Raw genomic sequence first — 12,886 nt, forward strand, 5'->3', positions numbered from 1 at the left:
AATGGCATCGAGTATTCAAGCGCGCAGCTATGACAGCACCCCTTCCCTGAACGTCGCCTTTTTGGGCCTGGGCGTCATGGGCTACCCCATGGCGGGCCACCTGGCCCAGGCAGGCCATGCGGTCACCGTCTACAACCGTACCGCGCAAAAGGCGCAAGCCTGGTGCGATGAATTTGCCAGCTCCAAGGCGCCCCGCCATGCAGCCACGCCGCGCGAGGCCGTCGCCGATGCGGACATCGTGTTCTGCTGCGTGGGCAATGACGACGACCTGCGCTCGGTCGTGCTGGGCGCCGATGGCGCGCTGGCCGGCATGAAGCCCGGCGCCATTTTTGTGGACCACACCACCGCCTCGGCCAATGTGGCCCGCGAGCTCTATGCCGCCGCCCAGGCCCAGGGCCTGCACTTTATCGATGCGCCCGTCTCTGGCGGCCAGGCCGGTGCGGTCAACGGCCAGCTCACCGTCATGTGCGGCGGCGATGACGCCGTGTTCAACACCGTCAAGCCGGTGGCCATGGCCTTCTCGCGCGCCTTCACCCTGCTGGGCAGCAGCGGCGCGGGTCAGCTAGCCAAGATGGTCAACCAGATCTGCATCGCTGGTGTGGTGCAAGGCCTGTCCGAAGCCATCGCCTTTGGCATGAATGCCGGCCTGGACATGCCCCAGGTGCTGGATGTGGTGAGCAAGGGCGCCGCGCAAAGCTGGCAGATGGAAAACCGGGGCAAGACCATGGTCGAGGGCAAGTTCGACTTCGGCTTTGCTGTGGACTGGATGCGCAAGGACCTGGGCCTGGTGCTGGACGAGGCCAAGCGCAATGGCTCGCGCCTGCCGCTGACCGCGCTGGTGGACCAGTTCTATGCCGATGTGCAGCAATCGGGCGGCAACCGCTGGGATACATCGAGCCTGATCACCCGCCTGGGCAAGAAGGCCTGATCGCCTGCCCCGAACGCAAAAAAGGCCGCGAATGCGGCCTTTTTGTTGTTTGATGCCCGAGTTTCAGGGCTTGGTCGTGAACCCATCGTTGAGCGGCTGCACGGGCGTGGTGCTGACAGGCGAGGTGGTCACGCCGCTGGACACAGGGGCTGCCGCAGGCGCTGCCGGTGCGGCCGCTGGCGCGGGCACCACAGTCGCAGGCTGGGTGGTGATGGCGGATGCGCTGCTGTCGTTGACGACCGGGGCGGCATTGCCGGTGCTGCGGTTGTTGCTCAGCGACTTGAGTTCTTCTTCGCTGATCACCTCGAACACGCGCACCACCTTTTGCACATTGGCCACGCCACGGGCGATTTCAGCGGCGCGCTTGGATTCGCGCTCGGTCACGCGGCCCATCAGGTAGACCACATTGCGCTCGGTTACCACCTTGATGGCGCTGGAGCTCAGGTCCTTGGCATCGATGATGCTCGCGCGAACCTTGCCGGTGATCAGGGTATCGCTGGAGCGCTGCGACAGGCTGGAGTTGAACATCACGCCCACGTCGTTGACGACGGAGCGCACGTTCTGCGCAGCCTTGGCGGCCTCTTCAGCCTTTTGCTTGAAGGCCTCGTTGGGCGCTTCACCGGTCAGCAGCACCTGGCGGTTGTAGCTGGTGACATTGATATGACCGTCATTGCCGGCACGTTCGCGGATGGCGCTGGCCACACGCATCTCAATGCTTTCGTCCTCCACCTGGATGCCAGCGGTGCGGCGGTCGATCGCCATCACCGTGCCACCAACGGCGGCGCCGCCGATCACCAGCGGAATGCAACCCGAGACGGTCGCAGCGACCGTTCCAGCAGCCACCAGACTCAGGGTCAATCGCTTCCAAGACACAGGCATCATTCCTCTTCTCCTAACAATTGGGTATCGATTCCGTCAATCAGGCAGTGCAGCACCAGCTGGTGCACCTCGCGCACGCGGGTGCTGCGGTCATGGGGCACGCGCATCAACACATCGGTTTCGCTCAAGGCATTGGCCAGCAGGCCGCCAGTACGACCGGTCAGCACCACGGCCGACATGTCGCGCTCATGCGCCGCTTCGATCGCACCCAACAGCGCACGGTCATGGCCATCGGCACTGATGACCAGCAATAGATCGCCAGGCTGGCCCAAAGTTCGCACCTGGCGCGCCAGACCTTGGGACAGGGCTTCGGCCGTCAGGCTGCTGCCCAGCTGGGCCTGCGCCAGCGCGCCGTTGTCCAGCACCAGGGCGGCCAGTTCGGGGCGCTCGCGCTCCATGCCACTGACGCACATGGCGGCAAACTGCGCCGCCTGCGCCCAGGACAGGCCATTGCCGCAGCACATCACCTTGTTGCCGCTGGTCACACAGGCGAGCAGCGCGTAGACCGCGCTGGCGACGCTTTCGCTCATCTCCTGTGACACCTGGTAGTGGAGATCGGCGCTATCGATAAAGTGCTGTTGGATGTGTTGCTCAAGCATGGAGGCCCGATGATAACCTTGGCAGGTTTCCCCCTCGGGCCGGGATGACGACTTTTCTCAGCGCCAATGGCCATGTAACGTCCAGCAACGGCGGGCTTTAGGACCCTTTGCAAGACCCTCGTACCGTGGGATGGAGCGGATCGCCCGAGTCTGGGTTCAGACCAGCCTGCGAATATTGCAGAGACCTCTAGCCCCCTTCGGGCACATCAAAGGCGGCTCGCAGCCAGACGATCTCCTGCTCGACCAGCACCGCATCAAAACGGCAGGCCGGCTGCTGGCGCAGACTGGCCAGGTAGTGCCGGGCTGCCAGGATGATGCGCCGCTGCTTGGCGCTGCCGATGCTGCCGCCCGCACCGCCAAAGCCGCTGTGCTGGCGCTGGCGCACCTCGACAAACACGACGGTGCCATCGCGCTCCTGCATCACCAGATCGATCTCGCCACCGCCGCGCCCGGGCGTGCGGTAATTGCGCGCCAGCAGGCGCAGGCCCTGTTGTTGGAGATAATGGAGCGCGGCATCTTCTGCCTGCTGGCCCCGCAGCTTGCTGTTGTCGGCCCCTTCGCTGGCAGCCCTGGGCGATGCAGCAGGCGGGCTTTGGCCGCGCCATTTTTCAAGGATCTTCCACGGTGTCTGCATCTTTCACCTCCGCTTTGCAAGCAGCCCAGGCTGCAGCCGGCACCCAGCACTACCCTGCCTCCACTTTGTATGTGGTGGCCACGCCGATCGGCAACCTGGCCGACATCACCCTGCGCGCGCTGCATGTGCTGGAGCTGGCCGATGCCGTGGCCTGCGAGGACACCCGCCACACCCACAGCATGCTACGCGCCTACGGCGTTGGCAAGTCGGGCGGCCAGCTGATTGCGGTACACCAACACAACGAGGCCGAGGCGGCCGAGCAGGTCATCAGCCGCCTGCAGCAAGGCCAGCGCATTGCCTATGTGAGCGATGCTGGCACGCCCGGCGTGAGTGACCCGGGCGCACGCCTGGCGGCGGCCGTGGCGCGCGCAGGCCTGCGCGTCAGCCCCCTGCCCGGCGCCAGCAGTGTGACCGCATTGGTCAGTGCCGCCGGCGCGGTGGCGGGTGAAGGCTCCAGCAGCGGCTTTGCATTTATCGGCTTTTTGCCCACCAAGGCGCAAGAGCGCCAGCAGGCCGTCGCCCAACTGGCGCAAGACCCGCGCACCCTCGTATTGCTGGAAGCACCCCACCGCATTGCCGACCTGGCCCAGGCGCTGGCGGTGCTGCAAGACCGGCCCGTGACCTTGGGCCGCGAGCTGACCAAGCAGTTTGAAGACATTGCCACCATGCCTGCGGCCGATGTGCCCGCCTGGCTGGCGGCCGACCCGCACCGCAGCAAGGGCGAGTTTGCGCTGCTGCTGCACCCGCAAGCGGTGCAGACCGATGGCCTGGCCGATGCCCACCGCGTGCTGGCGCTGCTGCTGGCCGAGCTGCCGACCAAGACGGCCGTGAAGCTGGCCGCCGACATCACTGGCGCACCGCGCAATGCGCTGTATGACACGGCCCTGGCCTGGAAGCGCGATGCCGAGCAAAGCGACGACTGATCGCCGCTGGTGCGCTACGGTTTAAAGCGCCTGGCCGTGCACCAGGCCTGCCGCCACACCGCCAAACAGATCACCCTCGACCTGGGGCGTATCCGGAAAAGCCTGCGCCAGTGCCGCGCGCAGCGGCTGCAAGGCCGATGAACCGCCGGTCAGGTAGATCGCATCGATCTGCCCCTGCTGCAGGCCAGCGGCCTGCACACAGTCCAGCGCGCACTGCGCCACCTGGGCCAGCAAGGCCTGCAGGCATTGCTGCAGATCGGCAGGCCAGACCTCGGGGCTGAGGCCCGGCTCCAGCCAATCGACCTCCAGCTTTTGCACGCTTTGCTGGTTGGACAGACCGATCTTGGTCTCCTCAACCGCATTGGCCAAACGGTGACCCCAGTGCTCTTGCAGCAGGCATACCAGCCGGTCATGCAAGACCGTGTCGCGGTAGCTGCTGCGCAGCGCCTGCACCTCGCGCTGGCGCTGCGGGCTGTACAGCCACTGGATCAGGTGCCAGGTCGACAAGTCATGGAACACCGCGCTGGGCACCTCGCGCCCGCTGGGCCCCACATGCTGCAGGCCCAGGAGCGGCATGGCCGCCATCAGGCTCAGGCGCCGGTCAAAGTCGGTACCGCCAATGTGTACGCCAGTGGTAGCCAGAATGTCGCCGCTGCGCTCGGGCTTGTTGCGGCGCTCGGGGCCCAGGCGCACCACGGTGAAGTCCGAGGTACCGCCGCCAATGTCGACCACCAGCACCAGCGCTTCATTCGCAATGCGCTGCTCATAGTCCAGCGCCGCGGCAATCGGCTCCAGCTGAAAGCGCACATCCTTGAAACCTGCGGCCTGCGCGGCATGCTGCAAGGCATTCTGTGCGGCCAGATCGCGGCCCGCGTCTTCATCGACAAAATGCACCGGCCGGCCCATGACCACGGTGGCCGGCAAATGGCCAATCTGGCGCTGGGCCGTGGCGGCCAGCTGCTGCACAAACAGCGCCACGATGTCCTGGTAGGCCACCATCTTGCCGTGCACCACCGTTTTCTCCTGCATCAGCGCGCTGCCCAGCAGGCTTTTAAGCGAGCGCATCAGCCGGCCTTCGGTGCCTTCCAGATAGCGCGAGACGGCATCACGCCCGTAGTGGGTGCTGTGGTCCTCGGTGTTGAAGAACACGGCCGTGGGCATCGCTTGCGATGCGCCCTCGGCTTGCAACAGCGTGGAAGGGCCGGGCGCAGCCAGGTCGGCCTTGAACGCCATGGCGGAATTGGAAGTGCCGAAATCAATGCCCAGGATGGCGGGTGCAGATGACATAAAGACCAGGTCCGACGGGGGGATCGAACGAAAAAAATCAAGGCATGCCGGTTGCAAGATGCAGACCCGGTGCCGGTATAAAAAGGGAAAAGCCTCTGTACCCTAGCGGATGCAGAGGCCCAAATGCGACTGGCCTGACACGGAGTCGGTTGACCCAGGCGTGCGCTGCAAGAACCGGTACACCGGGTTTGCGCGCCGCGACCGGAAAATTATAGGGCAAGCGCATGCAGCGACCGCAGGCAAACCATAGACACCATAAATAGCCCCATACGAAGCCCATTTGCGTGCTGCTATGCTCGGCGCTCCCTGCAGTACCGCTGGCTCTCCCGCGCCTATGCCCACCATGCACATCGTCCATACCATCGCCGAACTTCGACAAGCCCTGGCCGAACGCGGCCGGCCCGCCTTTGTGCCCACCATGGGCAATCTGCATGCCGGCCATATCTCGCTGGTGCATGAGGCCAAACGCCATGGCGCGGTGACGGTGGCGAGCATCTTCGTCAACCGCCTGCAGTTCCTGCCGACTGAAGACTTCGACAGCTATCCCCGCACCTGGGAGAACGACTGCGACCAGCTGCAAGCGGCTGGCTGCGACATTCTGTTCGCCCCGCGCGAGAAGGACCTCTACCCCGAGCCCCAGCTGTTCAAGGTGCAGCCCGACCCGGCGCTGGCCGACATTCTGGAAGGCGAGTTCCGCCCCGGCTTTTTCACCGGCGTCTGCACCGTCGTGATGAAGCTGTTCAGCTGCGTGTTTGCCAGCACCGGCGGCGGCGCAGCCATCTTTGGCTGGAAGGACTACCAGCAGCTGATGGTCATCCGCCGCATGGTGGCGCAGTTTGCGCTGCCCATCGAGATCATCGGCTGCCCCACCGCACGGGCCGACGACGGCCTGGCACTGAGCTCACGCAATGGCTACCTGAGCGCGGCAGAGCGCCAGCAGGCCATGGCCTTGTCGCAAGCGCTGCAGGCCCTAGCCGCCGCCGCCCGCAACGCTCCCGGCGACCGGGCTGCGCTGGAAGCCCAGGCCATGCAGGCCCTGCGCGCCCAAGGCTGGGAGCCCGACTACCTGACCGTGCGCCAGCGCCACAACCTGCTGGCACCGGCTGCCGGCGATCTGGCCAGCGCGCCCTTGGTGGTGCTGGGTGCAGCGCGGCTGGGCAGCACGCGGCTGATTGATAACCTGGAGTTTTGAGAACCTGTCCAAAGGTGGGGCGCATCCGCGTTAACCCAGGACGCGCGCAGCACATCCCGGCTTAGCGGATCTTGCCGTTGCCAGGCGGCTCATAGCGCTGGCCGGGAAAGAACACCCGCTCGATCTCGCGCAGCGAGCCTTCACCCAAGGAGCGTATTTTGAGCAGCTCATGCGGGTAGGCATCGCGCAACTGCTCCGGGGTGGTGATATCGCCGCGTGCCAGGGCGCGGACGATGGCTACCGGCAGCGAGCCATTGAGGCAGGAGCCCGAGACAAAGGGCAGCTCTGGCATCGCATGCGTGGGGATATAGGCCTGGCCAGGCAAAAAGGCCTTCTCAATCTTCCGCAGCCGGAGCAGGCCGATGCCCTTGATGGCCAGCAGGCCCAGCGGATAGGCCTTGCGCACCGCCTCCACCGAATCGATCCCATTGCGCAGCAGAAGCCGTACCACGGGCGCAGGCAACTTCCCTTCTAAAGAAGTGGAAGGAGATGGAGCGGAGCCATTTGCCATATTGATGAAATCATAATCATCTTTGCTTAATTGTGTTTCTAATGGTTTTTCTTGATTTCATCGGTTCAAAGCGCTGGCCATCAAAAAAAGTGGCCTCCACCTCGCGCAGCGCCTTGATACCAAACCCCGTTATTTCGACCAAGCGCCGGGGATAAGCAGCCACCAGCTGCTGCACGGTTTTGATGCCATGGCGCCGCAAAGTGATCAAAACCCGCCGAGACACCAAGCCCTCCAGCGAGATCCCGTCCAAGTCATCCGTCTCGATCGGCGCCAGCACCGGCACCTCATAACGCCGCCCGGGAAAAAGCAGCTCCTCGATCTGCCGGAACCGCACCGGCCCCAGGTAGTGGATTTTCAGCAGTTTGGCGGGATACAGCTCTTCGACCTGCGCAAGCGTCGTGATGTCGTGCCGGGCCAGCAGCTTCCACAGGTCCGGCGGCAGCAGGTCCTGCAGAGGCTTATTCGCCCTAGTAGACGGTGGGGATGGGGGTGTAGTCATCTGTAACCATCGTATCTCCTAGGGCTTGCAAAATATTACATGCGGGGCTGAGATTAGATTTGTTGACATGTCTCATATACAGTCCCTAATGCCAGCAGCTTTTTGCGCCTGCGCCCCACCTGGGATGGCTGTGTCTGCCCTGTAAAAAGCTATGGCCTCATGCCTTCGACCTGTCCGGCTGCGCGTCATGGCGCTGGGCCACCTTGGCCATGTACAGCGTCCCCAGAATGCAGAGGCTCAGTGCTGGCCAGCCCACGACGAACAGTCCCAACAGCCCCTCTACAAAAAACAGCACACAAATCCCTATCTGCACCGAGCCAAACCGGCGCCGCGCCGGGGCTGTGGGCGTGGCGGCCCCAGACGTGGCGCTGCTCGGGCCCGCGCCCTCCTGGGGCACTGGCGCATCCGTAGGTGGGCGCAGTCGTTCAGGTTGCTGGGCATGTTGCATGGCAGGGGTTCCTTTCGTTCGGTGGCGTTGCCCTCGTCTCTGTGAATAGCGAAATTACATTGGATTCCACAAATTGAATTCTGGCCCATTCCATTCCAACACACAACCATATCTGTTGGATTTCAACTAGACAGATATGATCAATAAGAAGCCTGGCGAAAAGCCCTTGACCCAACTCCTGGGGCAGCGCATTGCCGAGCTGCGCAAGTCGCGCCAGTGGACGCAGGCACAATTGGCTGAGCGGCTGCAGGTAGAGCCCGAGACCATCAGCCGCTTTGAACGCGGCGCCTCCGTCCCCTCACTCCACACGCTGGAGAGCCTCGCAGCCATCCTGCGCGTCAGCATCGCCGACCTGCTCGCCCAAAGCTCCACCGCCCCCGATGACCAGGCCATGCGGATCAGTGCATGGTTGTCGGAGCTGGATCCAGCAGACCGCGCCTTTGTCACCGGCATCGTGCAGCAGCTTTGTGAGCGGCTGCGATCGCATGGTGGGTGACGGAGCGCGTTTCCATTCACGGCGATATCGGTTTCCTCACATAGCGCAGCAGACTACCCGCTGTAGCTGAACCTCGAGCACACGCTGCCACCAGCTCCCACAAACTGCATCTCTGACAGGCTGATTGATGTCACGTATTTCGTGACGACAGCTTACCACGAAGTCACGAGACTCGTGACATGCTTTCCACCCCTTCCTCAACCGCTACCGTTCTGGGCCGCCGCATGCGCGCCCGACGTGAGGACTTGGGCTGGTCGCAGGAAAAGGTCGGCGTACTGATCGGCATTGATGAATCCGCAAGCCGTGCACGCATCAGCCGCTATGAACTGGGCACGCATGAGCCGCCGATCAAAACAGCGCGGCTGATTGCCGAAGTACTGCAGGTGCCGTTGGCCTATCTGTACTGTGAGGATGACGACTCCGCCCGGCTCTTGTTGTCCCTAGGAACGATGAGCAAAACCAAGCGGGCTAAAGCGCTGGCGCATTGGCTGGCAGAGATCGCCTGAATCGTTGAAGCCGAGCCTGGCAGGTGGCGTGCAAGCGCCAGCTTCAGCACCGACGCGCAATACACAAGCAACCCCGGATATAGAAATAAGTATGGCTACAACCCCATGGCGACCACCCCAGCACATCAAAGTCAAAGCCATCGGCCTGCACTGGCGTGACGGCCAATTGCTGGCCAGCGAAGTCTTTGATGACGCAGGCCGTTTGACAGGGGTGCGCCCCCTCGGCGGTGGCGTGGAGTTTGGCGAGCGCTGGCAACAAGCGCTCAAGCGAGAGTTCCAGGAAGAGCTGGGCGTTGAGGTGGAAGTACAAGGCCCACCCCTCGTGATGGAGAATCTCTACACGCACCAAGGCGCTACCGGCCATGAGGTGCTGTTCATCGCCAATGTCGTGTTTGATGCAGCGCCGTTTGCACACCTAGACGACATCCGCTTCCGCGAAAACAACGGCACCTGGTGCACAGCGCGCTGGTTTGATGTGGCGGCGCTGGACATGCCCGGCTGCCCTGCACTCTACCCCGCTGGCCTCAAGCAAGCGCTGCTCGCATCGGCAGAGAGGCCGGCATCGCAGCCTGCCATGAGGTAGCGCCAGACGCAAAAAAGCCCATCACAGAGGATGGGCTTCAGAATGCGTTTGGTGGCCTGGCGCGGAATCGAACCACGGACACGCGGATTTTCAATCCGCTGCTCTACCAACTGAGCTACCGGGCCAACACAAGCTAGCATTATAGCCTGCGCTGAGAGCCCTATCGGCAATTTAGGGGAATTGCGGCACATGTGATGCGTGCCAGATACAAGAAAGCCTCTGCACCATGTCTGATGCAGAGGCTTGTTGTTTTGGTGGCCTGGCGCGGAATCGAACCACGGACACGCGGATTTTCAATCCGCTGCTCTACCAACTGAGCTACCGGGCCCACGAGTGGAATTATAGCCCGAAAAAAAGGGCGCTTTTTCAAAAAACTGAAATCAGTTCTTTTTATTGCGCGTCAGGTCCACGCCCAGCTGGCGCAGCTTGCGGTACAGGTGGGTGCGCTCCAGACCGGTCTTCTCGGCCACGCGGGTCATGGAGCCGCCTTCGCGCGCCAGGTGGAACTCGAAGTAGGCTTTCTCGAAGCCATCGCGTGCTTCGCGCAGCGGACGATCCAAGTCAAAGCCCTGGTGCGCATTGGGTGCGGCATCGGGCGATGCAGAGGTGGCCACGCTGGCAACCACCGGTGCGCTGTAGCCGGATGGGGTGAATGATGGCGCCACCTTGCCTGGCGCTGCGGGCGCCGCAGGTGCGGCGGCGGGTGCCGGCACATTGCGCTGCAAGCCCTGCTCCACTGCCTTGAGCAGCTTTTGCATGGTGATGGGCTTTTCCAAAAAAGAGAACGCGCCAATGCGCGTTGCTTCGACAGCGGTATCAATGGTGGCGTGGCCACTCATCATGATCACGGGCATGGTCAGCAGACCGGTCATCGACCACTCTTTGAGCAGCGACACGCCATCGGTGTCGGGCATCCAGATGTCGAGCAGCACCAGGTCGTAGCCGCTTTCGTTGCGCGCCAGGCGCGCCTGGGTGGCGTTCTCTGCCACGTCCACGCTGTGGCCCTCATCGTTCAGGATCTCAGACAGGAGATCCCGAATTCCCAATTCGTCATCGACAACCAGAATATTTGCCATATTTTTTGAAAATCAAGTGCAGCAGGTGTGAGAGAAATTCTAAATCATCAACTCTTTTTCGATAGAGAATGATAACGACACTTGGGCACCTAAGATTTTTTCCCCCTCGACTCGATTAGAGATTTCTACGCGAGCGCCATGCTCGTCCGCAATTTTTTTGACGACGGCCAGGCCCAGGCCGGTACCCCGGGGCTTGGTCGTCACGTAGGGCTCAAATGCCTTTTGTAATATATGTTCTGGAAAACCGCAACCGCAGTCAGCAATTGTCAAACGCACCCGCTTGCTGGTTCCGCTGAAGCGGGTGGAGATCCGCACCGCCGGTGCCGAGGCCTCCTTGCCCACCCAGGCCTGTTGCGTGGCATCCTGCGCATTTTGCAGCAAGTTGTGGATGACCTGCCGCAACTGCTGCGCATCGCCCATGATACGTGGGGCTGCACTGTCCAGCTCTGCCTCCACCGGTATCACAGCATTTTCCGCGCCATATAAATGCAGCACATCCATCACCAGCGCATTGAGGTCCACGGCCTGCAGCTCGGCCGCCGGTAGGCGGGCATAGTCGCGGAACTCGTTGACCAGGCGCTTCATCGCATCGACCTGGTCAACGATGGTGGTGACAGACTTTTTCAAAATCGCCTGGTCCTGGCCTTCGAGCTTGTTGCCCAGCTTGATCTCCAGCCGCTCGGCCGACAGCTGGATCGGTGTCAGCGGGTTCTTGATCTCATGGGCCAGGCGGCGTGCCACCTCGCCCCAGGCCTGGGCGCGCTGCGCCGAGACGATCTCGGAGATGTCGTCGAACACCAGCAGGCGGCGGTTGTCGGGCAAGGTAGCACCGCGCGCCACCAGGTTGATGCTGTTCTGGTTGGGCAGTTGGCTGTCGCCATGCAGTTCATAGGGCTGCTGCCAGTGGTCCAGGTAGTGATCGTCGGTCACATCGTGCAGGCGGGCAAACTGCTGGTCAACCTCTTGCGCAAAGGCTTGCAGGCCAGGCAGATCGCGCAGCGGGCGGCCTTCAAACGCGGCCAGTGGCGCACGCAGAATGCGGGTGGCGCCGGGGTTGCTGGAGCGGATGACGCCCTCGGCATCGAGCACGATGACGCCGGCGGTGAGGTTGTCCAGAATGGTCTGCAGACTCTGGCGCGCCTCGTCGGTCTGGCGCATGCCGCGCTCCACCGCACGGCGGGCATCCAGCAGCTGCTGGGTCATCTCGGCAAAGGAGCGGGTCAGGCCGCTCAGCTCGTCCTTGCTGGGCAGCACCGGTTTGGGTCGCAGATTGCCCGATGCCACCTCGCGCACCCCTTCGGCCAGCACCAAAAGCGGGCGCACCAGCTGGTTGCCCAACAAGGCCGCCAGCACCACGGCGCCGAACACGGCGAGGAACAGGCTCAAGGTGAGCGTGCCGATGTACATGCGGCGCAGGCCATCACGCGCCAGCGCGCGCTCCTGGTATTCGCGGTTGGCCTCCTGCACCTTGAGGGCGTTGATCACTAGCGCGGCTGGCAACGGCATGGTGGCCTGCAGAAAGCGGCCATCGGGGATCACGCCCACATCGCCATTGGCGACCTGCACCAGGGTCTTGACGCGCACCTTGGAGGGGTCGCCGGTGATGGCGCCATTGATGTCGGAGACCTCTTCCAGGCCATCGATCTGAAAGGCGCGCTGCTGCTGGGTGGCGGTGCGCAGCAAGGCGGCCGAGGGCTTGTCGGGGTTGAGCACAAAGCGTGACTGGCCGGTGCTGGCAATGGCCTGCGACGTGGCCGACCACAGCACCACGTCATCGGCACCGAGCTGGTCCTTGATGCGTTCGAGCACCAGGCCGGAGGCGGCATCCGAGATCTGCGACAGCTGGCTGCTGGCAGTGCGGGTGCGCTCGGCCATGGCGTTGGAGGTGGTGTCGAGCGTGATGCGCGCAAGGTTGACGCCGGCATCCAGCGCGCCTTCAACCTTCACATCGAACCAGCTCTCGATCGAGCGCGAGACGAACTGGTAGGAGACGAAATAGATCACCACACCGGGCAGCACGCCGACCAGCGCAAAGGTGGCCGCCAGCTTGAGCAGCAGCTTGCTGCCAAAGCGCCGGGCCATCAGGCGCCGCACCAGGATGGCCACGCCCCAGAGCACCACCATGCTGAGCACGCAGGCCACACCGATGTTGACACCCAGCAGCACGCCGTAATAGCGCTCGTACAGCACGCGGTTGTTGGTGGCGAAAGACAGCAAGAAGAGCAGCACCAGGCCAATGCCGATCATGGCCGACAGGCCCACGATCACCGACCAGCGCGCACGGCTGGGCGTGTAGGCCACGCGCATGGACGATGATTTTTCGAT

At 63.2% G+C, this 12,886-nt stretch carries 14 protein-coding genes, 2 tRNA genes and 1 pseudogene; 6 read left to right on the plus strand and 11 right to left on the minus strand.

Features of this window, described 5'->3' with window-relative positions; all coding sequences use genetic code 11:
* The first annotated feature begins 1 nt into the window (after window position 1).
* Complete coding sequence (locus EDF71_RS19800) at window positions 2–928, plus strand: NAD(P)-dependent oxidoreductase (RefSeq protein WP_133858273.1); 927 nt, start codon at window positions 2–4, stop codon at window positions 926–928.
* 282 nt (window positions 929–1,210) lie between these two features.
* Here the strand turns inward: EDF71_RS19800 and EDF71_RS19805 are convergent.
* From EDF71_RS19805 to EDF71_RS19815, 3 genes and pseudogenes are all read right to left on the minus strand, one after another.
* A pseudogene (locus tag EDF71_RS19805) lies at window positions 1,211–1,807 on the minus strand (BON domain-containing protein); the annotation flags it as partial.
* Window positions 1,807–2,406, minus strand: coding sequence for an SIS domain-containing protein (locus EDF71_RS19810; protein ID WP_133858274.1), 600 nt, complete (start codon window positions 2,404–2,406; stop codon window positions 1,807–1,809). The pseudogene EDF71_RS19805 and the gene EDF71_RS19810, both read right to left, overlap by 1 nt.
* 187 nt (window positions 2,407–2,593) lie before the next feature.
* Window positions 2,594–3,040, minus strand: a complete 447-nt coding sequence (locus EDF71_RS19815; RefSeq protein ID WP_133858275.1) for a YraN family protein — start codon at window positions 3,038–3,040, stop codon at window positions 2,594–2,596.
* Between EDF71_RS19815 and rsmI the strand changes: the two genes are divergently transcribed.
* Window positions 3,031–3,963 (plus strand): 16S rRNA (cytidine(1402)-2'-O)-methyltransferase, encoded by a 933-nt coding sequence (rsmI, locus tag EDF71_RS19820; protein WP_133858276.1) that lies wholly within the window; start codon window positions 3,031–3,033, stop codon window positions 3,961–3,963. The genes EDF71_RS19815 and rsmI overlap by 10 nt on opposite strands.
* Before the next feature lie 21 nt (window positions 3,964–3,984).
* On the opposite strand, the gene EDF71_RS19825 is transcribed toward rsmI, so the two are convergent.
* The gene (locus EDF71_RS19825; protein WP_133858277.1) at window positions 3,985–5,250 is read right to left on the minus strand and encodes an Hsp70 family protein; all 1,266 of its coding nucleotides are present in this window, start codon (window positions 5,248–5,250) and stop codon (window positions 3,985–3,987) included.
* Between the two features lie 343 nt (window positions 5,251–5,593).
* Here EDF71_RS19825 and panC point away from each other — a divergent pair, with 343 nt between their 5' ends.
* The gene (gene panC, locus EDF71_RS19830; RefSeq protein WP_133858278.1) at window positions 5,594–6,442 is read left to right on the plus strand and encodes a pantoate--beta-alanine ligase; all 849 of its coding nucleotides are present in this window, start codon (window positions 5,594–5,596) and stop codon (window positions 6,440–6,442) included.
* Window positions 6,443–6,503: 61 nt separating this feature from the next.
* Here the strand turns inward: panC and EDF71_RS19835 are convergent, their stop codons facing one another.
* The 3 genes from EDF71_RS19835 to EDF71_RS19845 form a co-directional block, all read right to left on the minus strand.
* On the minus strand, window positions 6,504–6,893 hold the full coding sequence (locus EDF71_RS19835) for a hypothetical protein (RefSeq protein WP_133858279.1): 390 nt from the start codon (window positions 6,891–6,893) through the stop codon (window positions 6,504–6,506).
* 76 nt (window positions 6,894–6,969) lie between these two features.
* Window positions 6,970–7,452: a DNA-directed RNA polymerase subunit alpha C-terminal domain-containing protein gene (locus tag EDF71_RS19840; protein WP_133858280.1), complete on the minus strand. Its 483-nt coding sequence runs from the start codon at window positions 7,450–7,452 to the stop codon at window positions 6,970–6,972.
* Between the two features lie 157 nt (window positions 7,453–7,609).
* On the minus strand, window positions 7,610–7,900 hold the full coding sequence (locus tag EDF71_RS19845; RefSeq protein WP_133858281.1) for a hypothetical protein: 291 nt from the start codon (window positions 7,898–7,900) through the stop codon (window positions 7,610–7,612).
* A 166-nt stretch (window positions 7,901–8,066) separates the two neighbouring features.
* Here EDF71_RS19845 and EDF71_RS19850 point away from each other — a divergent pair, with 166 nt between their 5' ends.
* The 3 genes from EDF71_RS19850 to EDF71_RS19860 all read left to right on the plus strand — a co-directional run bounded on the left by EDF71_RS19850 (window position 8,067) and on the right by EDF71_RS19860 (window position 9,485).
* On the plus strand, window positions 8,067–8,396 hold the full coding sequence (locus EDF71_RS19850; RefSeq protein WP_208301097.1) for a helix-turn-helix transcriptional regulator: 330 nt from the start codon (window positions 8,067–8,069) through the stop codon (window positions 8,394–8,396).
* A gap of 179 nt (window positions 8,397–8,575) precedes the next feature.
* Complete coding sequence (locus EDF71_RS19855; RefSeq protein ID WP_133858283.1) at window positions 8,576–8,902, plus strand: helix-turn-helix transcriptional regulator; 327 nt, start codon at window positions 8,576–8,578, stop codon at window positions 8,900–8,902.
* 91 nt (window positions 8,903–8,993) lie between these two features.
* Window positions 8,994–9,485: an NUDIX hydrolase gene (locus tag EDF71_RS19860; RefSeq protein ID WP_133858284.1), complete on the plus strand. Its 492-nt coding sequence runs from the start codon at window positions 8,994–8,996 to the stop codon at window positions 9,483–9,485.
* Window positions 9,486–9,534: 49 nt separating this feature from the next.
* Here EDF71_RS19860 and EDF71_RS19865 read toward each other — a convergent pair.
* From EDF71_RS19865 to EDF71_RS19880, 4 genes are all read right to left on the minus strand, one after another.
* Window positions 9,535–9,610, minus strand: a tRNA-Phe gene (locus EDF71_RS19865).
* 127 nt (window positions 9,611–9,737) lie between these two features.
* Window positions 9,738–9,813, minus strand: a tRNA-Phe gene (locus EDF71_RS19870).
* A gap of 52 nt (window positions 9,814–9,865) precedes the next feature.
* Entirely contained in the window at window positions 9,866–10,561 is a 696-nt protein-coding gene (locus tag EDF71_RS19875) for a response regulator (protein ID WP_133858285.1), read from the minus strand.
* Window positions 10,562–10,600: 39 nt separating this feature from the next.
* Complete coding sequence (locus EDF71_RS19880; protein ID WP_133858312.1) at window positions 10,601–12,868, minus strand: ATP-binding protein; 2,268 nt, start codon at window positions 12,866–12,868, stop codon at window positions 10,601–10,603.
* Window positions 12,869–12,886 lie beyond the last annotated feature (18 nt).

It is taken from the genome of Comamonas sp. JUb58 (assembly GCF_004364775.1).
Lineage (GTDB): Bacteria > Pseudomonadota > Gammaproteobacteria > Burkholderiales > Burkholderiaceae_C > Comamonas.